The sequence below is a fragment of the Citrobacter sp. B72 genome (assembly GCF_016894305.1).
GTDB classification, from domain to species: Bacteria; Pseudomonadota; Gammaproteobacteria; order Enterobacterales; family Enterobacteriaceae; genus Citrobacter; species Citrobacter portucalensis.
Map to the genome: position 1 here is coordinate 781,751 of NZ_CP069801.1, position 18,381 is coordinate 800,131.

Consider the following 18,381-nt stretch of genomic DNA (forward strand, 5'->3'; position numbering starts at 1 on the left):
GGACGGGGTTACCGGGTTATGCTGTCGTCTGGTGTCGGATAAATTGCTGTATAAATGTAGCCATGTGATCCGAGGGAATCTGCTTCACAGGTCAGCCCTTTTGCATATAACGTGACACAGTGCTGATGGCAGGGATTGAGCTCACCGGAAACCAGCATTAATTCCAGCTGTTTGAGCAGTACCGGAAATGCTTGATCGAGATGGCGTAAATCCGCATCGCTGAACACACCGGCGATACTGGCCCGATCAGCCAGATAATGCAGGCGGTTGCCTTCCTGTACCAGTCGTGCGCCAAAACACGGAGTGATGCCCGGTTTCAGCCCCCACCAGGGCTCAGAGACATCATGGTTTACTGGAGGTATTGGATTCGACAATTTAGTGCTCCTTAATTAAGGTTAATTGAGCGTGACGCTACGCAATACGACATACGGGCCGTTACGATCCTGGCGGCGTTCAGCGAATACAGCCAGCACACCACTGATATCCTGCACCTCCCGGCCGGCATAGCGGCAGATACTGCCGGACCACACGTATTTCCCGGTACAGAAGCGAAACAACCGGGACTGCGGGTGTTGACGGTATATTGCCATTGCCTGACGTTTGCTGATTATTTTCATCGCTGTTTACTCCTTACAGCCAGCCGCGCTCAGCAAAAGAGACAATATCCATCCCGCCGATGATCAGATGGTCCGGCAGGCGAATGTCAACCAGTTCCAGAGCCTGTTTCAGACGTTCCGTAATCAGCCTGTCGGCTTTACTGGGTTCAGCCTCTCCCGACGGGTGGTTATGCGCAAGAATGGCTGCGGCAGCGTTATTTTTCAGGCCGGATTTAACGACCTCACGCGGATGAACGGTGACAGTGTTGATCGTCCCCAGGAACAGTGTGTCGTGGGCTATCAGTCGATTCTGGTTATCAAGCCACAGGACGGTGAAAGCTTCGCGGTCAAGTGTGGCAAGCTGCAGACGCAGCCAGTCACGAACCGCATGGCTGGAGGTAAATGACGTGCCGGGTTCACGTAGCTGGTACTCCAGCAGGGTTAAGGCTTCCCGGATAGTGTGTTGTTCTGATGACGTTAATGAGGCGGCAAATAACGGTAGCTGTTGTTCCATACCAGAGCTCTCTCAGTCAATAATACGCATAATGGCGTTGCATTCCGCGTGGTTAATCGCGTAATCGCGCAGGCGGTAATAGTGTCCGGTCATGGTATCGCATTCCGTACGGCAGGCGTGGTGGCTGTAGGCGATGAGACAGACCGCAATCCCGGCGGCTTCAGCGCTCATCTCCGCGCCGTTGCCGTTCATGGGGTTAAACAGCACCCATTTTTCATCGTCGCCTATGTCAGTGTCCGGAGCCATAAATGCCCCACCGTTGGCCAGAGTATAAAAATTCCAGATGCCGCCGTTGTAGTGCTCACAGAAACGCTCCATCCACGCAAAAACAGCCGGTTCAAGGATTATCCATTGTGGAATGCTGCCAAAGTGCTGCGGCCAGAAGGCAATGCGCTGTTCATCCGGTACAGGTGTGCAGACAATTGCGGTTGCGTGCTGTTGTTCAGTGGATGCTGAGTCGACGGTATTGTCGTCCAGGGTGAGCATGTTGTTCATTTGATTTCCTTTGTATTTTCGGATGGGTTGTTAAAACGAAGTGACGGACAGGACTGTGCGTAGCCATTCTCATCACAGCGTGAAGGCCAGGGCCCCTCAGGGATACTTACGCTGCACTGGCTGAGTTCACCGGGACGATAAAGAAGGTGAGAGTACCAGGCGCACAGGTCGTCATCAGAGATGGAGCGGCAGCCTTGCTCACTGTTCAGGGGGAACTGATGTGGCGAAACCTGAATCACGCCGCCGGGAATACACTGCATTACTTCAGACTCTCGAGCAGGCTTTCCGCCATGATCCACAGGGCTCGGTTGAGCTTCACGTCGCCGTCAATGCCTTTAACCGCACGGGTGTGGGCCCGTTTACCTTTCGTTGTTCTGCCCGGCAGACCGCCTTTAATCAGGTTTTCCTGGATACGCTGGTAGGTGGTCCACAGGTCGGAGCTTTCATCCTGCCAGCGTCGCGCAGACAGAATCTGTGCTTCCGTCACCGGCTGGTGCTCTTCCCCAAAGCGGTACGTCAGGGCGGCTTTAGCAAACGCCTGTTGTGCCGGCGGAGGAAGTAGCAGTGACTGCATGGCATCCCGCTTCTCCTCCACCCGGTCAAATATCCCCAGTACCTCATAAGCCCCTTCAATGACTTTCTCCACCACATTGCCCTTATGCGGTACGCGAACCTCACCAAAGGTTTCGCCACAGACAAGTCCGTTCTGGCAGACAAAGCGAAACAGGCCCGGCAGCATCTGGTATGAACTGGAGCCGTCGTGGCTGTTAAGCAGAATGATTTCGGGGACCTGTTTGCCGGTGATTTGCCCCTCACGCCGCAGACGCAGCATGTGCTTTGTGTGGTCGCGTTTATTCAGGTCGCGCACGCGGGTCTGGCAGGCAAAGAACGGCTGGAAGCCTTCCCGCTGCAGATTATCAAGCAGTGTGATGGTCGGGATATACGTATAACGTTCTGAGCGTGATTCGTGCTTTTCTTCACTGAATACGCTGGGAACGTAATGGGACAGTTCGTCGCGGGTCAGTGGGCGGTCGCGGCGTACGAGACTGGCCGCACCAAAACGGCTGGCTAAGCGCATGGTTAATACCTCTGATATCAGGTGAAAGGGCATAAAAGCAGAAAGGCCATGTTCCGGAAGGTGCATGGCCTGTGGGGGACTGTGTGCTGTTGAAAAATGAGCAGGACTCCGCCGCTCAGTGGCTCAGTGACTGCGGTGACTGCGGTGACACAGGGATACCGTCGCTGATGAGATAGCGGTTCAGTATCTCTCCGGCCTGCGGGGCAAAATTCCAGTCCCGCCATATCAGCATTTCGCTGCAGTCGCGGATGACCAGACGAAAATGGGTGCCCTGGTCGTCTTCGATAGTGACGTTGAGGTAGCGTGCGGCCATGGCTTCCGCCTGTGCCCGGGTGAAGGAGCCGGGTGGCAGCGATGTATTATCAGTGGTCTGCATATCTGATCCCTGATGAGAAACAAAAGAAAACGCCCCACTCAGGTGAGCAGGGCGTCGGCGGTGTGAAATACTGCTGCAGTGGTCAGGGCTGGCGGGTTTGTACTGCCGGAACCGGGATATGCGTCATGGACTGAGGTTCCTGTTGTCGTGAGCGTGAATGAATTCAGAAAAAAGGCGTTACCTGTCTTTATTACGGCAGGGCATATTTCGGCAGACAGCCGCTGTCCCCGAACGCGGGAAGGACCTTCCCCGCACCGTTAAGCGTAAACACGGCTGCCTTTACGCCTTCCCCGGACACAATGACCCGCTTACCGGTGCGCAGTTTATCCCATGCCCATGCCACGTTGTCTGAGCCCACATGTGACTCGCTGTCACTGACGCTGACAGGCTTCTCATCGTCAATTTTCATGTCCAGCGACTGGCCGTTATCCATCCTGACCTGATGGCCTTTTTCGTCGGTGAAACTCAGCGTGGCCGCGCGGGAGCCGGTGTCTTCGCAGGTCAGGTAAAGCTGCGACGGTCCTTTCCCCAGAATCACAAACTCAGACACCCCCTGACTCCAGCCGCTGACCCAGACATCACGACTGCCAAAGGCCTGTGACACTGCCGGAGTCAGGGCCGATATCAGAAGAGTGGAAAGCAATATTTTCTTTTTCATGGTATTCCCTGAGGGTGATGGTTAAGACGATACGGGTCTCTCCTGAAGACGGTGAGACGCATTAAGAAAGAGGGCGGATAAGTGATACTGACCATATCACTGGCTGACGGTGAATGTACCCTGGTCGGTGAACACCCTGGCCTCAACAAAATTGCAGGCTTTACCAAAGTCGAGAGTGTGACCAAATTTCCAGAAGACACTGTCAGCGAAGGTCATTTTGCGGGGTGTGAACGGTTTATCTGTGGGCCACCAGCCATCCACGTTCCGGCCCCTGTAGGCTATTTTTCGGTGTGTCAGCATCGGGCATTTTCCCCGGTTAACATCGATTTTCTTTATCAGAACGGTGTCGGTTTTTGCTGTCACGGTGACATAGACGCAGCCATAGCACTCATGACCGGCATGGCTGACCTCCACTTTAACGGGCATATCGCTGCCGGCCAGGGAAGGAAGTGAGGTGAACAACAGACTGGCGGTCAGCGCCATAAAAAACCTTTTCATTACTTTTCTCCGGATGAAGGCATTCCTGCAATTCATCGCATTGATTTTTAATCAGTAAATGGCTGAATACAGTATCCCTGAGGGATTCTATAACCGGAAATTCATCATGAATAATGAATAAAACCGATCGGGTCGATCGACAAAATCGATCGTGACAGAGCCAGATTATTTATCGAAATGGAAGACAGGCTTATCGATGCGGAAGTCAGCCAAAGAAGAAGGACCAGACGGTTCGGGCAGCACGGGCCACGGTGTGTGTGACGGTCTGAAGTGCGTAACGTGCAGCCTGCGGCAACGGGGCCAGGTCGATGACCGCATCAATCACTTCCACCACGGCATCGCCAAAGCTGTTGCGGGCGGTACTGATAATGTCGGGGGTGTGGTACCCGCTCTGCAGGTGAGGTACCAGCGGGCTGCGGGCCTGCTTTGGGAGACGGGTAATCATCGCCTCCACCAGACGGGGAAGGTGGTACCGCCCCCTGACTGACACCGGAAGAATATCCGTCTCTGCTGTTCCCACCTGACGGGCGACGGCCTGGCGCTTCTGCGTAATATGCTCACTCTGTGATACTGAAGGCTGTGCCGACAGCCAGTTCCACTGTTCAGCCGGTTCGGTTTTATCCACCTGGTTGAGGACCCACAACACCGGTGGCAGCGGTCCGCTGCATTGTGCGAATACCCCCTGATAAAAATGCTCTTCCACCGAAAACGCCCGGTCATCGGCCTTCAGCACCCACAGCACCATATCGAGCTGTGGCATGAGTTCGCGGTACAGCTCACGGTATTCGTCGTCGCGGCTGATGCTCTCTCCCACACCGGGCAAATCCACCAGTGTCAGGTAATGACTGCCGAAGCGCAGGCGCACACGTTGTGGCTGTCGGGTGCAGGCTTCCACGGCATTCACCGCACAGACTTCACTCCGAAACAGCGCATTACACAGCGAGGATTTTCCGACGCCGGTTTTGCCCATAATGCCAATAACAGGTTCATACGTGACCAGGCGGCTGAGTTCCTGGAGAAGATGCTGCCGCAGAGCACGGGGATAGCGCCGCAGATGGCGACGGATAAGGGCATAGCCCGAAGGATGTTTCATATAAGCCTCGGCATAATAAAAGGCCATCCGGTGGGGATGGCCTGACTGAAGTAAACGGGAGGGAATTCACTGAGGTGATATATAACTGAGAAAATTTTAAAAATGCGGATATAGCATTTAATCCAGATATCAGCAGGGGCGAGCGCCCCCCGCAGATATGTTGATTCAGTTTATGGTACGCATAAAAGGAATTTTGTTGATTTTTTTTGCAATTCTTAAAAAATATTCCCTGTGAATTGCAGGTGTGTTTTTTAGTTTGTCATAACCACTCTTTTTTTTAGTCGCACTGATTTCTGTCTCCCTGTCAGCAAGACGTCGTCTGTGGGTTCTGTTGATGTTATCTTCCCTTTCTGTTCTTCTGACCAGACGGGAAAATAATGCACAGGGTTCACGGTTATCATATCCGGTAGCTGTGACGTCAGGGAACGGGTTCAGTATATCGGATATGAAAAAAGTTATTCCTCCTGGCGTGGGAGAACTTTTTTGTTCATTGATGACTACACGCTGGAAGTTGAGTAAGAAATTAAAGTCAAAACCAGAAACACCCACCAGGCATTCAATGTCTCCAGGGATGAAAGAGTACCAGACCTCAATAATTTCCCTGATGAAGTCATGACTGACGGCCCCGTCCTGAATAAAAAATAACACATGGGCGAAAGGCTCAAAATTTTCATCCAGTATGCCCAGCCTTACATGTCCGGCTATCCGGCTGTACATTGTGCGATGCTTTATTTTACTCATCATCGAGGCAAAGGCCATGTTAATCATGGTTAAGTCATCGATGATGTGTTCAAGTTTTCCATTTGTCCTGCGGTTGAGGTGAAAGCTGATTGGGATTATTGTGATTTTTCCGGATATTTTATTTTTTATTTTGTTATATTCAGTCTGGATTTTAAGTAACACATCTTCTTTATGAATAAGATTTTTCTTCAGTTCTTCTTTATATTCTGGGGTTGCTTCGTAATGAAGTTTCAAATATTTATGCGTTCCCGCGAGAGAACGGGGTGAGCCAGGGCGTAATGAATGCTCATATTTAAGAATGTCCAACAAAAGATTGCATGCGTAGCCGTCTGTTACCTGTGTTTTTCTTTTTTTAGTGGAAGCTTCATAAGGCGGTATTTTTTCACATCCTGCATCTTTAAAGCTGATGAAGCTGTATATGTCAGCCAGGTCCGCGTAACGTATGGGTTCCGATGGATACGTGGCATCTATCTCCCTTAACCTCAGAAAGTTCACTTCATAAAAATCATTCAGTCCGTCCCTTCTCATTCTGCTCTCCCGAATACTGGTTCTGTTTTTATACCTCCGAATTATATTGTATAAAGCTCTGAATTAAGAGCGATTGGATCACAAATCCGGCATGGTAAAACATAGCCTTTTAAGCATTATTCAGAGCTTATGATTGTATTTTAATTCATTGTATTCATTGCATTATGCGTCATAGATTGTCATTTTTTTTGCGTTCGTTTTTTTTGGTTGTTTCAGATTGTTATGGCATGGTTTTAAGGTGAAAACGATTCTGACTGTCTTTTCAGGCGGCTGAGCGTGTTCTGTTACTGCTGGTCAGCGTCTTACGGGGAGGCTGTTTTTCCGACTGTGTTTACCTGGTCAGGGGATATCTTATCCTGTCAGCCAGTGCAGAGCATTCTGTGCTCTTATGGTTATCTCCGGGGAGAATGCGGTTTTTCCCTCGAAAATAAATACGTCAGACCGTCATAAACTTGCTTTTTTTCATGTTTTTCCGGGCCGCTCATGGAATATTTTTCCGGAGTAACCAATAATTACTCTCTTACTTCTACGTTTTTTGTGCCTGAAAATACCGGGGGCGTAATCAGGAAAGAAACCCCGTATCGGTATAAATAACGGAAAAATACTATTGCAGTAAATATTACAGTGGCAGGGTGACCCGTTCCGGGAGTCAAACAGTGTGCGTATACAAATCTTTCATGAACACATGCCTGTACAGGTATCAAGTCCGGAAGACAGAAATGGTGGCTGATATCATTTGAACACCAGGGTGTGAATAACTTAAACCTGCGTGATGTGTGTATTCTCTGGAGGTGACTGACTGTGTGAAATGAAACATTAAGGTTATTAGTGTTATTTTATAAAAGATGTGTTATTTATCCAACTGCTTACACCTTTGTATCCATGAATACTGACTCTTCAGTAAGTACAGTATTCCTTCGTCTACCGGGTGATGATTTCTTTTCAGACATCCCGGTACGTTCAATGATTACTAACATCATTGTTTATTCTTTGCCGTAAATCATAATGATTGTCAGACTTTTCTGTGTGATGAACATCCATTCCATTGCACGATAAGAAATTACTGTTACAGCACGTGTGAAAAATGATACTCAAGAAACATACTTTAATGGCTGAAAGCCTGAATCGGTATTCTGCATAAAAAATTAATCTCTCCCGTAATCTCATGACCAATAACTGTTATGGGATATTTATCATGGAATACGTAATCAACTCAAACCACAAACCAGACTGTTCTCTTCAGTCAGTATTATTTAACCATCAGGACCGGTTATTTGACTGTCATTCGAAATTACTCCTGCTTCGGGTGGATTTTGCATACAGGAAAAACTCTGATTCATACGCGTATGGTGATATTCATCAACTGGTGGCTGAGATGACATGGCTGACTGAGCAATGCGCAGAGATATCTGGTCTGGAGGGATATGCCTGGGTAATGGAATATGGGGGAGATCACCGTTACCACATTCATGCGGCGTTTTATATCAATGGTCAGAGCCACCGGAAGGCCTGGTGCTTCTGGAAATCCATCCAGTTGCTGTGGGAGGACATTACGGACGGAGAAGGCTACGCGCACCGGTGTGAGCCTAAGGGACATTACCGGGTGCGAGGTGAACGAGTAATCAACTTTTCAGATCGCAGAGGAAGGGAAGGTATGCAGTACATCCTGAGCTATCTGGGTAAACAGTCGCAGCGTACAGAGCGCCGGATTTACAGAGTCAGCGCAGTCCCGGTAGTGTCCGTAACAGGCAGACCCCGGAGTCGCGTTATCGGCTAAAAAATTACGCCAGTGCGTCATCGTTTGAAGAAGTCTGCACCATTCGAATACCTGGCTTCTTCTCCCTTATCACCAACGGAGAAAAAACGATGACCACACCAACCAGCCTGCTTAACGATAAGTTTGTCGATATGGCATTCATTACACAGCTCACCGGCTTAACCGACAAATGGTTCTACAAATTGATTTCATTGGGTGAATTCCCAAAACCCATTAAGCTTGGGCGTAGCTCCCGCTGGCTTGAAAGCGAAGTGGAAGCCTGGCTACAGCAGCGTATCACCGACTCCAGAGGCTGACTGAATCGCCACGGGTTTAACAGACACCTCAGAGTCATTTAAGATGACTGTAGTGGTCAACTAAAACTGGCCACGGCTTTAGAGTTTTTCCAGTATCGGTTTTCCGATTCGTTTGGGGGCAACCCACCGTTATAGTCATGCGGCCTTAGCGAGCTGTAATACCCGACGATATAGTCTGTGATCGCATGAGCAGCATCGCTAAAGTTTATATAACCTGTCACTGGCACCCACTCGTTTTTCAGACTACGGAAGAAGCGTTCCATCGGGCTGTTGTCCCAACAGTTTCCACGTCGGCTCATACTCTGCCTGATCTGGCAACGCCACAGTAACTGCCGGAACTGCCTGCTTGTATAGTGGCTACCCTGGACGCCCTTCTAAGAGTCAAGCTGTTATCGGGATACTGTTGATCCGCCTGTTTTGATTGCGCAGTAACGTGTAAACTTCGCGGGAGATATATCGCTTTAGACAGCGTATCGCTTCCATTTTTGTATGTCCTTCGGCTACACGCCTGGCGACATATTCCTTTGTTTTTGCGTCAGTTCGTAAGCGTCCGATGGCGATGATGTGAAGTGCACTATTTGCAGCACGATCTCCACCACGATTAAGTCGGTAACGGTTCGTTTTTCCAGAAGAAACGGGGACCGGGATGACACCACACAGTGCCGCAAATCCTGATTCTGATCTTAACCGTTGAGGATTGTCTCCGGCAGTGATCAGCAACTGTGAAGCGCTTTCGTATCCGATAGCATTACGTTTAATCAGCTCAGGTGCCAACTCGTCGACAATTGCCGCAATCATGACATCCAGATCAGCGATTTCGTCATGTAACTCGAGATAGCGTCGGGCAAGGGACTTTAATGAAATGCGATAAACGTTGGTTACATTGCGGTATTCACTGGCATCAGGTCTCCAGGAACCCAGGGTCCTGATGAGCTGCATGCGCGTCATATTTCTGAGCTGTTCACGTAATTCATCCGGGGCAGAGATAATATTTGAATGGATAATCTGGAGAGCGACTCTGCGGGCTGATATTGCTGTTTTTCGGCAAGTTTTTAATACCCGCAGGGACTCAATCATGCCATCACGCGTTTTGGGAGTAACTGTCCTGATGCCTGAGAATGCTGCATGAGCGGCACATTCAGCATCAATTGTGTCACTTTTACCCCGTTTGCGTCGCTCCATCCGGTCTGGAGCAGTCACCTCAAGAACTTCTAACCCGGCGTTCTGAAAATAACGAAGCAAACCGGAACCATAGGTACCTGTGCACTCAACACCAATTCGCTTTAATGTCCCAAACGAGGTCATCCATGCCAGCATCTGCCGGTAACCTTGTCGTGTTGTGGAGAAATACTGAGTCCCAAGGACTTTATTGTTCTGATCTACGACAGCGGCAACGTGCAAATCTTTATGTGTATCCACGCCACCCACAACGGCAGCTTCGGTAACTTTATCAACCATGACAGAGCTCCTGTGAGGAAACAGAGTTGAATCTCCAGACAGATAACCCGGACAGGACAGTAACGAGACAAGCCGTCAGGCCCTTCTTGAGTCACGCGCATCGGTGAGGAGATGCCTCGCATGAAGGCGCTTCCGGCAACCGACGGGTCCAGGGCAGGACACAAAAGGTCGATCGCTGTGTGAGTCAGGATGCGGGAAGGTCTTCACTGCATCAGTAATCACACCAATCTGGTTAAACGGCAAACTAAGTGGTGGTAAAGACTGACATCGGCATTATTACTATCGCTATGTACGATAACCTCGCCGTCCGGTTTTCGACGCCACACGGCCATCATCAGAGCGTCCAGCGCGAGTTCGCGAGAGAGAGTGGGCTTCATCGACCAGCCAACCACGTTACGGGCGAAGAGATCGATAACCACCGCCAGATACAGCCAGCCCTGCCAGGCGCGGAGTAGAGTAAGAGGCAGGGCGTAGTCGCACTATTTCCCTGCCTCTCCTCTCCGAACCGGACGTGCACCTTTCAGCGCATCCGGCTCTCCATTTAAACACTGGCAAACGCCATTGCCACTTCTGTGAAACGCGATGTATACGTATTTCTGGCTTCTGTCCTCAGGTAAGGGTTACCTTCTGGCAAGCGCCAGCGGAACAGCTTCTTGCCTTGCCCGACCAACCGATAAAGTACTTCACCGTTGAGCTTCCCGTGGTTGGTTTTACCAAATAAAACCCACGTTTTACTCTGCCCCGGTTTCGGTGATTTACACCACCACCTCATCAGGTAGGCAATACCTTTACGATATTTTCGGGCCAGCCAGTGAGCCAGCTTCCAGAACACCACTCGATCGATATAACTGAATACTTTGGCTTTAAAATCAACGAACTGATAGAACGCAGCCCAGCCTTTCAGTTTCCGGTTGAGTGTCTCAACCATATCGATTTTGCTTTCACTGTAATTGCCTGATAACAAAGCCGTTAGCGACGCAGCGAAGTTTCTGGCTTTCTCCTTCGGGATCGTCGAGACCATCCGCATATCGCCGTAACGACTGCGTTTACGGATGATCCTGTGACCCAGAAAGATAAAACCGTCATTAACATGGGTGATCCGGGTCTTGTCCATGTTCAGCCTGAGTTTCAGACAGCCTTCAAGTACGCTTCGGCACTCTTCTCTGATGGTTTCCGCCTGCGCTTTGGTGCCTTTGACAATAAGCACGAAGTCATCGGCATACCGACAGTACGCCACAGCGGGCTTCCATTGCCAGTTTTCCCTGACCGCTGTACTTCGACCTCGCTGGATACTGTTGTTCCAGTACCAGCGGTCCTTTCGGGCTTTCCCGCTCAGGTAGCGTTTATGCAGATACTGATCGAACTCATTCAGCATAATGTTCGACAGCAACGGCGAGATCACTCCGCCCTGCGGTACGCCTTCACTGGCCGCCCGGAAGAGACCGACATCAACATGCCCCGCCTTGATGGTTTTCCACAGCAGAGTCATGAAACGTGCATCACTGATCCTGCGGCGTACAGCCTTCATCAGCAGTCGATGATGTACGGTGTCGAAGTAACTGGACAGGTCGCCTTCAATTACCCAGCGTCCCCGTGTTTCACCGCAGTCAGTGAGCTGTAATTTCACCGTTCGGATCGCATGGTGGACACTGCGCTCAGGCCGGAAGCCATATGAGAGCGTATGAAAATCACTCTCCCATATTGGTTCCATCGCCATCAGCATGGCTCGCTGAACAATACGATCCCGTAACGCGGGGATGCCCAGTGGTCGCAGTTTGCCGTTGCTTTTAGGAATGTAAACCCGTCTGGCGGGCAAGGGCTGGTAGTGACCTGAGAGTAATTCATTCCTGAGGATTTGTAGCTCAACAGCCAGTCTGGCCTGTAGCATTGTCTTGTTCACGCCATCAACGCCGGGGGTATGCGCCCCCTTTGATGAAAGCGTGATCCGCGCCGCATCAGCCAGCCATTCTGGTTGTGTTATCAGACGCAGCAGCCGTTCAATCCGTCGGGACGGATCGGCTGTTGCCCATGTGGCAAGCTTGCGTTGCATTTCGCTGATTATCAAAGGTCTTCACCTCATTGGGTCAGTTAATTCACTTCGCAAACATATTTAAACTGCTTCCCTTCGCCATGTAATGGGCTTTCCCCACCGCGGACTACTACGGAAGCTCCGCCAGCCAGTGCGTTATCAGGGCCATGCCCCCTTAATATCCGTCACTGACCTTCCCCGGTTCACCTGCCTGGACTCAGACATACTGAGGAGGCTGCCCGTCGCACTCTTTATCCTTGCTTGCCGCAAGTTGGCAGAAGTCAGCAACGCGAGCGTGATAGGCGCTGCTGCCCCGGTGTTTTGCATACATGTCAAAACACCTTCGACCGACAGTGCTTACGTATCACTGGCAGTTCCTCCTGCACGGCCTGTCAGATCACGTAGGCCGTGGTGACATTTTCAACCCACAGAGGCGGATTAACGGGTTCATGTTCTTCAGCCTTTCAGCACTCAACCTTGAGGATCATCTCGGCTTAGTGATCTCGCCTCAATCCCCGTTGTCAGCGGGTTACATCACCCTGCGGGCATGCCGCAGGTCACTGCCGCTCAGGCTCTCCACCGTCACACCCGGTGGGATTGTTGGGCTTCTCGTCATGAGTTGCCGTTTCAATATTCCAGACAGACTCGTGGTTCATTTGAGCATCCATGCCCGCCCTGAACTCCGGGCACACTATAAGTAATATCGGTGACCCAGACCTGATTGGCCCGGACAGCGGTAAACTGCCGCTGCACACGATTAGGCGCAACCACTGAAGGTCGGCCAGCGATACGACGCGGAGCTTTATAGCCGCGCACGGCTTTAATCCGGTTCAGTTGCATAATACGGCCCACCCGGTTTTTGCCGCAGGTTTCACCGATCTCATTCAGATCGCCATGAACCCGACGATAGCCATAGACGCCACCGCTCAGGGAATATGAATCGCGGATGAGCGTCAGCAGACGCTGGTTATCTTTATCCCGCGCAGAGACCGGATTATGCAGCCACGCATAAAACCCGGCCCGGGCAACGCACAACACCCGACACATCGTCATGACATCCCATACAGTGCGGTGCTCATTGATAAAGCGGTACTTCAGTCGGGCTCCCTTGCAAAGTACCGCGCGGCCTTTTTCAGAATATCCCGTTCTTCCTCAGTGCGCTTCAGCTGTGCCCTGAGCTTCAGGATCTCGCTTTTAGCTTCCAGTAAATCCCGGGCATGCTGTTCGCTGTAACGGCTGTGGTGAGTGTCTGGTCCAGTGCGACCGTCATGCAGTGATGCTGCATCCGGTGGTATAACCCCTGCCAGCCAGAGCCTTTTTCACAGGAAGTACATTCAGCGCACTTATAAAGGTGATACAACTTGTACGGGGGAATTACCGTGTTCATTCGAAGCTCCCGATGCCTCTCTCACACATCGAAGGAACCGGAACGTATGCTACTGCATTAACACACTATTTTATTAAAAATGAGATTTATGTTGTCGAAGTTAACAGGCCAGAACGCTCAAAACACAGGCTTGAAGGGAAGTCAGATCCACTGGATGCAGAAAATGCAGTGCGGTGCGAGTGAATCTCTCAGGATTATTAGTATTGCCCGACGTAGTACAGTAAAAGCCCACACTCAGGCGATTAATCAGCTTCGTGCGCTGCTGGTCAGTGCCCCGTAGGATGTTCGTGACAACCTCTGTATATCGAAACTGCACGAATGCGTAGCCTCCTGCATTAGCTGAGAAGTTTCAAAGTACTCTCCATTGCGTATAGCTTTCTACAGCACGCTTTGAAGCCTTGCGAAACGATGAATGGCCCTGACTGAAGAGATGAATGAACTGGATGAATCATTGGATAAACTGACCCGTAAATATACCAGTAATCTTCGTAGTCAGTTTGGTGTAGGTCCACAGGCGACAGCCATACTGCTGGCCATTGCAGATGCTCACCCCGAACGTTTAAAAAATGAAGCGGTCCCGGCATCGCTCATTGGCGTAAATTCACTACCAGCATCACCAGGAAAAACAGTCAGGCATAGATTAAACCGTGGAGGCTCACGTGAAGCAAAAAATGCTCTGTGGATAATAGCCCTTGTGCGTATGCGTAGTGATCCGCGCACCAGAATCTATGTTGACAGATGAACTGGTGAAGGACTATCGACTAAAGAGATCCTGAGATGCCTCAAACGCTACATCGTCCGAGAACTCTACTTATTGATTTTATCGGACCCAGCCTATGCCCAATAGCCCGCTCTTGACATATGAGCGTCAATAGTCCAAAGGAACGCTTCTTCCGAAGTCTGAAGAATGACTGGGTGCCAGTAACGGATTACGTAAGCTTCAGCTATGCAGCCCACGCAATAACGGACTATATCGTTGGATATTATGGCATACTCAGACAGCACGAATATAACAGTGAGTTGCCACAAAACGAATCAGAAAATAGATACTGGAAAAAATCTAATGCAGTGGTCAGTTTTAGTTGGGCACTGCACATCGAGCCGTGGGCATGTGTTGTTAATAACAGCCTGGCGGCAGCTGAACCGTCTTCACTATTCCTGAAGACCAGGGCGAACCGCGAGCAGCCTCTCATCTCTGATGTGGAAGAGCAGTATGCAAAGCGTATTGCATTAACAGCGCTACAGAGCGAAGAGCCGGTTGGTATTTGCTGGAAGAAATGACGAAATAAAGATGAAGGGGGCAAATGCCCCCTTCATCTTTATTTCAGTCTTTTAACTGCATCATTAACGACTTTTTCACCATCTTCTTTGGTGAAAGCCGTTTTCTGGGCATCTGGAAGGATATCCAGAACCACCTCCGAAGGACGGCAAAGTTTAGTTCCCAGTGGCGTCACTACTATCGGACGGTTAATCAGAATCGGATGTTTCAGCATAAAGTCGATTAGCTGGTCGTCAGTAAATTTATCTTCTGCAAGACCCAGTTCCTCATACGGGTCGACGTTCTTACGTAGCAAAGCCCGAACGGAAATGCCCATATCTGCAATGAGTTTGACCAGCTCATCGCGTGACGGTGGATTTTCAAGGTAATGAATAACGGTCGGTTCATTACCGCTGTTGCGGATCATCTCCAGCGTATTACGCGACGTGCCGCAGGCCGGATTGTGATAAATAGTGATGTTGCTCATATCTGTATCTCATTACAAAGTGAAAGAGAGACGTAGCGCCAGCGCGGTCAGCGTTACAAACAGCACAGGCAGAGTCATGATGATCCCGGTGCGGAAATAATATCCCCAGGTGATGGTCATGTTCTTCTGTGAAAGTACATGTAGCCAGAGCAGCGTTGCCAGGCTACCAATAGGTGTAATTTTCGGGCCCAGATCGCAGCCAATCACGTTGGCGTAGATCATCGCCTCTTTAATAACGCCAGTTGCAGTGCTTCCATCGATAGAAAGAGCGCCAACCAGCACGGTAGGCATGTTGTTCATGATGGAAGACAGGAAAGCCGTCAGGAAGCCAGTACCCAGCGTCGCAGTCCAGAGTCCTTTATCCGCCAGTACGTTCAGCACACCTGAAAGGTATTCGGTTAGCCCTGCGTTGCGCAGACCGTAGACCACCAGGTACATCCCCAATGAGAAGATGACGATCTGCCAGGGTGCCCCACGCAGCACTTTACCGGTGTTAATGGCATGGCCGCGTTTTGCCACCGCAAACAGAATGATGGCCCCTGCCGCCGCAATCGCGCTGATCGGGATACCCAACGGCTCCAAGACGAAAAAGCCAACCAGCAGAAGAATTAAAACTATCCAGCCGGTTCTGAAGGTTGCCAGATCTTTAATCGCCTTTGCGGGTGCTTTCAGGAGAGCCAGGTCGTAAGTCGGCGGAATATCTTTGCGGAAGAAAAGATGCAGCATAACAAGAGTGGCAGCAATGGCTGCAATATCCACCGGCACCATTACCGATACATATTCGGTGAATCCCAGACCAAAGAAGTCCGCCGAGACGATATTCACCAGGTTCGACACGATAAGCGGCAGGCTGGCTGTATCGGCAATAAACCCGGCAGCCATGACAAATGCCAGAGTAGTACCTTTACTGAAACCTAATGCAAGCAGCATGGCGATGACAATTGGAGTAAGAATCAATGCCGCACCATCGTTGGCAAACAGGGCCGCCACCGCTGCACCGAGCAGAACGATATACGTAAAGAGCAAACGGCCACGACCTTTACCCCAGCGCGAAACATGCAATGCCGCCCATTCGAAAAAGCCTGATTCATCAAGCAGCAGGCTGATAATAATCACGGCAATAAATGTTGCCGTCGCGTTCCAGACGATATTCCACACCACCGGAATATCGCCCACATGCACAACACCAGATATCAGAGCCAGTCCCGCGCCCAGCATTGCACTCCAGCCAATCCCTAATCCCTTTGGTTGCCAGATAACCAAAACAATGGTCAGGACAAAAATAGCGCCTGCCAGTAACATAAAACCTCCTGACAGGGCGACTTTGTCGCCCTGTATATGCCAAAAAATTAACTCATCAACTCTCTGAGCTTTTCAATACCGGTGGGCTCTGACGCCAGCACCGGAACAAGCGCTATACGGTCAGCGTGTTGATTCTTAACAGCCTCAATCTGAGGCAGTTCCTGATGAGCACGCTGGCAAAGCAACGAAGAACGCGTATCCGCAATGGAAAAGCTGTCATTGATAATCCAGCCCCACGGATGAATCCCCGCTCTTTCAAGGTCAGCCTGCAGGTTTGCCGCTTCCTGCACTGGTGTGGTTTCAGGAAGCGTAACAAGCAGAACTTTGGTTCTATCCGGATCCTGAAGCTGCATCATTGGGGTAGTAAAATGACCTTTACTCCCCATTTTTTTGGCAATCTCCCGGTGGTAAGCCCCGGTCGCATCCAGCAGCAATAGCGTGTGTCCCGTAGGGGCGGTATCCATGACAACAAACCGTTTACCCGCTTCACGAATCACCCTGGAAAAAGCCTGAAACACGGCAATTTCTTCAGTACAGGGAGAGCGTAAATCCTCCTCCAGTAGCCGTTTCCCTGCTTCGTCCAGATCTCTTCCCTTCGTCTCAAGAACATGCTGGCGATAGCGTTCGGTTTCATCGTGAGGGTTGATGCGGCTGACCTGCAGGTTTTTGAGGCTGCCGTTCAGCGTTGTACTCAGGTGTGCAGCAGGATCAGAGGTCGTGAGATGCACGTCAAATCCCATGTCCGCCAGCCTTACGGCGATGGCAGCAGCCATCGTGGTTTTCCCTACGCCACCTTTGCCCATCAGCATAATCAGGCCGTGTTCACTGCGAGCGATATCATTGACCAGGCCAGAGAGCGATAAGTTTTCAGGTGTGTACTGGATGTTCGTTACCGGGAGCGGTAATGCCTCAGAACGGGTATCCAGCAGTCCCTTCAAGGCTGAAACACCAACCATATTGACTGGCTGTAGTGATAGGGTATCTGTCAGTAGCTCAGATAAACCGGCAGGAAGATTTGCCAGTGCCTCCTGCTCACGTTGCCATATCGCAGCGGCCAGGGCGTCATGTTCAGCTTCGGTTTTAGGTAGCACACCATTAATAACCAGGTACTGGTTTTTCAGGCCAATTGCAGCCAGTTCTTCATGGGTGCGGGCGACTTCCTGCAGCGTAGATTTTTGCAGTCTTGCAACCAGAACCAGGCGGGTACGTTCAGGATCGGATAACGCCTCTACTGCATTAGCATACTGCTCATGCTGCTTTTCCAGCCCGACCATTGGGCCAAGACAGGAAGCACCATCTGGATTATTTTCAATGAAGCTACTCCAGGCACCGGGAAGCTGGAGAAGGCGAATCGTGTGGCCCGTCGGCGCTGTATCAAAAATGATGTGATCGAAGCGGGTCAGAAGGGAAGCGTCTGTCAATAAGCCGGTGAACTCATCAAACGCCGCAATTTCAGTGGTACAGGCTCCTGAAAGTTGCTCGCTGATACTGTTAACAACGTCATCAGGCAGAAGACCTTTGACAGGATCAACGATTCTGGAGCGGTATTGTTGGGCGGCTTCCTGCGGGTCAATCTCCAGAGCGGAAAGTCCAGGAACTGCCGTCACAGGGCGAATGGTGTTACCGATAGCCTGGTCGAATACCTGTCCGACATTCGAGGCAGGATCGGTACTGACCAGCAAAACCCGTTTACCCTGTTCGGCAAGGCGGATAGCCGTCGCGCAGGAAATGGAGGTTTTTCCTACGCCTCCCTTACCGGTAAAAAACAGATAAGGCGGGATGTTCTGTAAGAATTTCATATGTCCTCCTG

18 protein-coding genes and 4 pseudogenes are annotated in these 18,381 nt (G+C 50.6%); 4 read left to right on the forward strand and 18 right to left on the reverse strand.

All coding sequences use genetic code 11. The annotated features are described in order from the left end of the window. Positions 1-8: 8 nt before the first annotated feature. The 10 genes from JQN59_RS03760 to JQN59_RS03805 all read right to left on the reverse strand — a co-directional run bounded on the left by JQN59_RS03760 (position 9) and on the right by JQN59_RS03805 (position 6,577). The gene (locus tag JQN59_RS03760; RefSeq protein ID WP_038807908.1) at positions 9-374 is read right to left on the reverse strand and encodes a type IV toxin-antitoxin system YeeU family antitoxin; all 366 of its coding nucleotides are present in this window, start codon (positions 372-374) and stop codon (positions 9-11) included. Between the two features lie 21 nt (positions 375-395). Next, positions 396-617, reverse strand: coding sequence for a DUF987 domain-containing protein (locus JQN59_RS03765; protein ID WP_024156449.1), 222 nt, complete (start codon positions 615-617; stop codon positions 396-398). A gap of 13 nt (positions 618-630) precedes the next feature. Continuing rightward, positions 631-1,110, reverse strand: coding sequence for a RadC family protein (gene radC, locus JQN59_RS03770; RefSeq protein WP_024156448.1), 480 nt, complete (start codon positions 1,108-1,110; stop codon positions 631-633). Between the two features lie 12 nt (positions 1,111-1,122). Continuing rightward, on the reverse strand, positions 1,123-1,596 hold the full coding sequence (locus tag JQN59_RS03775) for an antirestriction protein (RefSeq protein ID WP_024156447.1): 474 nt from the start codon (positions 1,594-1,596) through the stop codon (positions 1,123-1,125). Positions 1,597-1,864: 268 nt separating this feature from the next. Next, a complete protein-coding gene (locus tag JQN59_RS03780; protein ID WP_204528159.1) occupies positions 1,865-2,683 on the reverse strand; it encodes a DUF932 domain-containing protein in 819 nt (272 codons plus the stop codon). 115 nt (positions 2,684-2,798) lie between these two features. After that, a complete protein-coding gene (locus tag JQN59_RS03785) occupies positions 2,799-3,059 on the reverse strand; it encodes a DUF905 family protein (protein ID WP_048242035.1) in 261 nt (86 codons plus the stop codon). Between the two features lie 190 nt (positions 3,060-3,249). Continuing rightward, positions 3,250-3,717 (reverse strand): hypothetical protein, encoded by a 468-nt coding sequence (locus JQN59_RS03790; RefSeq protein ID WP_048242036.1) that lies wholly within the window; start codon positions 3,715-3,717, stop codon positions 3,250-3,252. Between the two features lie 96 nt (positions 3,718-3,813). Beyond that, positions 3,814-4,215 (reverse strand): hypothetical protein, encoded by a 402-nt coding sequence (locus JQN59_RS03795; protein ID WP_048242038.1) that lies wholly within the window; start codon positions 4,213-4,215, stop codon positions 3,814-3,816. A 205-nt stretch (positions 4,216-4,420) separates the two neighbouring features. Further along, positions 4,421-5,308 (reverse strand): GTPase family protein, encoded by an 888-nt coding sequence (locus tag JQN59_RS03800; RefSeq protein ID WP_204528160.1) that lies wholly within the window; start codon positions 5,306-5,308, stop codon positions 4,421-4,423. A 165-nt stretch (positions 5,309-5,473) separates the two neighbouring features. Beyond that, a complete protein-coding gene (locus tag JQN59_RS03805) occupies positions 5,474-6,577 on the reverse strand; it encodes a hypothetical protein (protein ID WP_096755718.1) in 1,104 nt (367 codons plus the stop codon). Between the two features lie 1,195 nt (positions 6,578-7,772). Here JQN59_RS03805 and JQN59_RS03810 point away from each other — a divergent pair. After that, positions 7,773-8,354: an inovirus-type Gp2 protein gene (locus tag JQN59_RS03810; protein ID WP_048242042.1), complete on the forward strand. Its 582-nt coding sequence runs from the start codon at positions 7,773-7,775 to the stop codon at positions 8,352-8,354. An 89-nt stretch (positions 8,355-8,443) separates the two neighbouring features. Beyond that, the gene (locus JQN59_RS03815) at positions 8,444-8,650 is read left to right on the forward strand and encodes a helix-turn-helix transcriptional regulator (protein ID WP_024156440.1); all 207 of its coding nucleotides are present in this window, start codon (positions 8,444-8,446) and stop codon (positions 8,648-8,650) included. Between the two features lie 56 nt (positions 8,651-8,706). Here JQN59_RS03815 and JQN59_RS03820 read toward each other — a convergent pair. From JQN59_RS03820 to JQN59_RS03840, 5 genes and pseudogenes are all read right to left on the reverse strand, one after another. Then, positions 8,707-9,015 (reverse strand): annotated as a pseudogene (locus JQN59_RS03820) (integrase core domain-containing protein); the annotation flags it as partial. Between the two features lie 16 nt (positions 9,016-9,031). Further along, on the reverse strand, positions 9,032-10,108 hold the full coding sequence (locus tag JQN59_RS03825; protein WP_096755725.1) for an IS110 family transposase: 1,077 nt from the start codon (positions 10,106-10,108) through the stop codon (positions 9,032-9,034). 224 nt (positions 10,109-10,332) lie between these two features. Continuing rightward, positions 10,333-10,569: pseudogene (locus JQN59_RS03830) on the reverse strand (DDE-type integrase/transposase/recombinase); the annotation flags it as partial. A gap of 80 nt (positions 10,570-10,649) precedes the next feature. Then, positions 10,650-12,158 (reverse strand): group II intron reverse transcriptase/maturase, encoded by a 1,509-nt coding sequence (ltrA, locus tag JQN59_RS03835; RefSeq protein WP_047358972.1) that lies wholly within the window; start codon positions 12,156-12,158, stop codon positions 10,650-10,652. Positions 12,159-12,830: 672 nt separating this feature from the next. After that, positions 12,831-13,366: pseudogene (locus JQN59_RS03840) on the reverse strand (IS3 family transposase); the annotation flags it as partial. 570 nt (positions 13,367-13,936) lie between these two features. On the opposite strand from JQN59_RS03840, the gene JQN59_RS26910 reads away from it, so the two are divergent. Both JQN59_RS26910 and JQN59_RS03850 read left to right on the forward strand, forming a co-directional pair. Next, the gene (locus JQN59_RS26910) at positions 13,937-14,266 is read left to right on the forward strand and encodes a transposase (protein WP_225624031.1); all 330 of its coding nucleotides are present in this window, start codon (positions 13,937-13,939) and stop codon (positions 14,264-14,266) included. Between the two features lie 128 nt (positions 14,267-14,394). Then, a pseudogene (locus JQN59_RS03850) lies at positions 14,395-14,604 on the forward strand (IS3 family transposase); the annotation flags it as partial. A 239-nt stretch (positions 14,605-14,843) separates the two neighbouring features. Here JQN59_RS03850 and arsC read toward each other — a convergent pair. Genes arsC through arsA form a run of 3 tightly spaced genes read right to left on the reverse strand, consistent with a single transcriptional unit; the run spans position 14,844 to position 18,370 of the window. Continuing rightward, a complete protein-coding gene (arsC, locus tag JQN59_RS03860) occupies positions 14,844-15,269 on the reverse strand; it encodes a glutaredoxin-dependent arsenate reductase (RefSeq protein ID WP_047660537.1) in 426 nt (141 codons plus the stop codon). A gap of 12 nt (positions 15,270-15,281) precedes the next feature. Beyond that, entirely contained in the window at positions 15,282-16,571 is a 1,290-nt protein-coding gene (gene arsB, locus JQN59_RS03865) for an arsenite efflux transporter membrane subunit ArsB (protein ID WP_075847412.1), read from the reverse strand. 47 nt (positions 16,572-16,618) lie between these two features. Further along, a complete protein-coding gene (gene arsA / locus JQN59_RS03870) occupies positions 16,619-18,370 on the reverse strand; it encodes an arsenite efflux transporter ATPase subunit ArsA (RefSeq protein ID WP_075847414.1) in 1,752 nt (583 codons plus the stop codon). Positions 18,371-18,381: the final 11 nt, after the last annotated feature.

Bases quoted from the DNA above. Each gene is read 5' to 3' on its own strand.
- JQN59_RS03775 (WP_024156447.1), bottom strand. From the start codon at position 1,596: ATGCTCACCCTGGACGACAATACCGTCGACTCAGCATCCACTGAACAA.
- JQN59_RS03795 (WP_048242038.1), bottom strand. From the start codon at position 4,215: ATGAAAAGGTTTTTTATGGCGCTGACCGCCAGTCTGTTGTTCACCTCA.
- arsB (WP_075847412.1), bottom strand. From the start codon at position 16,571: ATGTTACTGGCAGGCGCTATTTTTGTCCTGACCATTGTTTTGGTTATC.
- arsA (WP_075847414.1), bottom strand. From the start codon at position 18,370: ATGAAATTCTTACAGAACATCCCGCCTTATCTGTTTTTTACCGGTAAG.
- ltrA (WP_047358972.1), bottom strand. From the start codon at position 12,158: ATGCAACGCAAGCTTGCCACATGGGCAACAGCCGATCCGTCCCGACGG.
- JQN59_RS26910 (WP_225624031.1), top strand. From the start codon at position 13,937: ATGGCCCTGACTGAAGAGATGAATGAACTGGATGAATCATTGGATAAA.
- radC (WP_024156448.1), bottom strand. From the start codon at position 1,110: ATGGAACAACAGCTACCGTTATTTGCCGCCTCATTAACGTCATCAGAA.
- JQN59_RS03785 (WP_048242035.1), bottom strand. From the start codon at position 3,059: ATGCAGACCACTGATAATACATCGCTGCCACCCGGCTCCTTCACCCGG.
- JQN59_RS03810 (WP_048242042.1), top strand. From the start codon at position 7,773: ATGGAATACGTAATCAACTCAAACCACAAACCAGACTGTTCTCTTCAG.
- JQN59_RS03800 (WP_204528160.1), bottom strand. From the start codon at position 5,308: ATGAAACATCCTTCGGGCTATGCCCTTATCCGTCGCCATCTGCGGCGC.
- JQN59_RS03815 (WP_024156440.1), top strand. From the start codon at position 8,444: ATGACCACACCAACCAGCCTGCTTAACGATAAGTTTGTCGATATGGCA.
- arsC (WP_047660537.1), bottom strand. From the start codon at position 15,269: ATGAGCAACATCACTATTTATCACAATCCGGCCTGCGGCACGTCGCGT.
- JQN59_RS03790 (WP_048242036.1), bottom strand. From the start codon at position 3,717: ATGAAAAAGAAAATATTGCTTTCCACTCTTCTGATATCGGCCCTGACT.
- JQN59_RS03805 (WP_096755718.1), bottom strand. From the start codon at position 6,577: ATGAGAAGGGACGGACTGAATGATTTTTATGAAGTGAACTTTCTGAGG.
- JQN59_RS03765 (WP_024156449.1), bottom strand. From the start codon at position 617: ATGAAAATAATCAGCAAACGTCAGGCAATGGCAATATACCGTCAACAC.
- JQN59_RS03825 (WP_096755725.1), bottom strand. From the start codon at position 10,108: ATGGTTGATAAAGTTACCGAAGCTGCCGTTGTGGGTGGCGTGGATACA.
- JQN59_RS03780 (WP_204528159.1), bottom strand. From the start codon at position 2,683: ATGCGCTTAGCCAGCCGTTTTGGTGCGGCCAGTCTCGTACGCCGCGAC.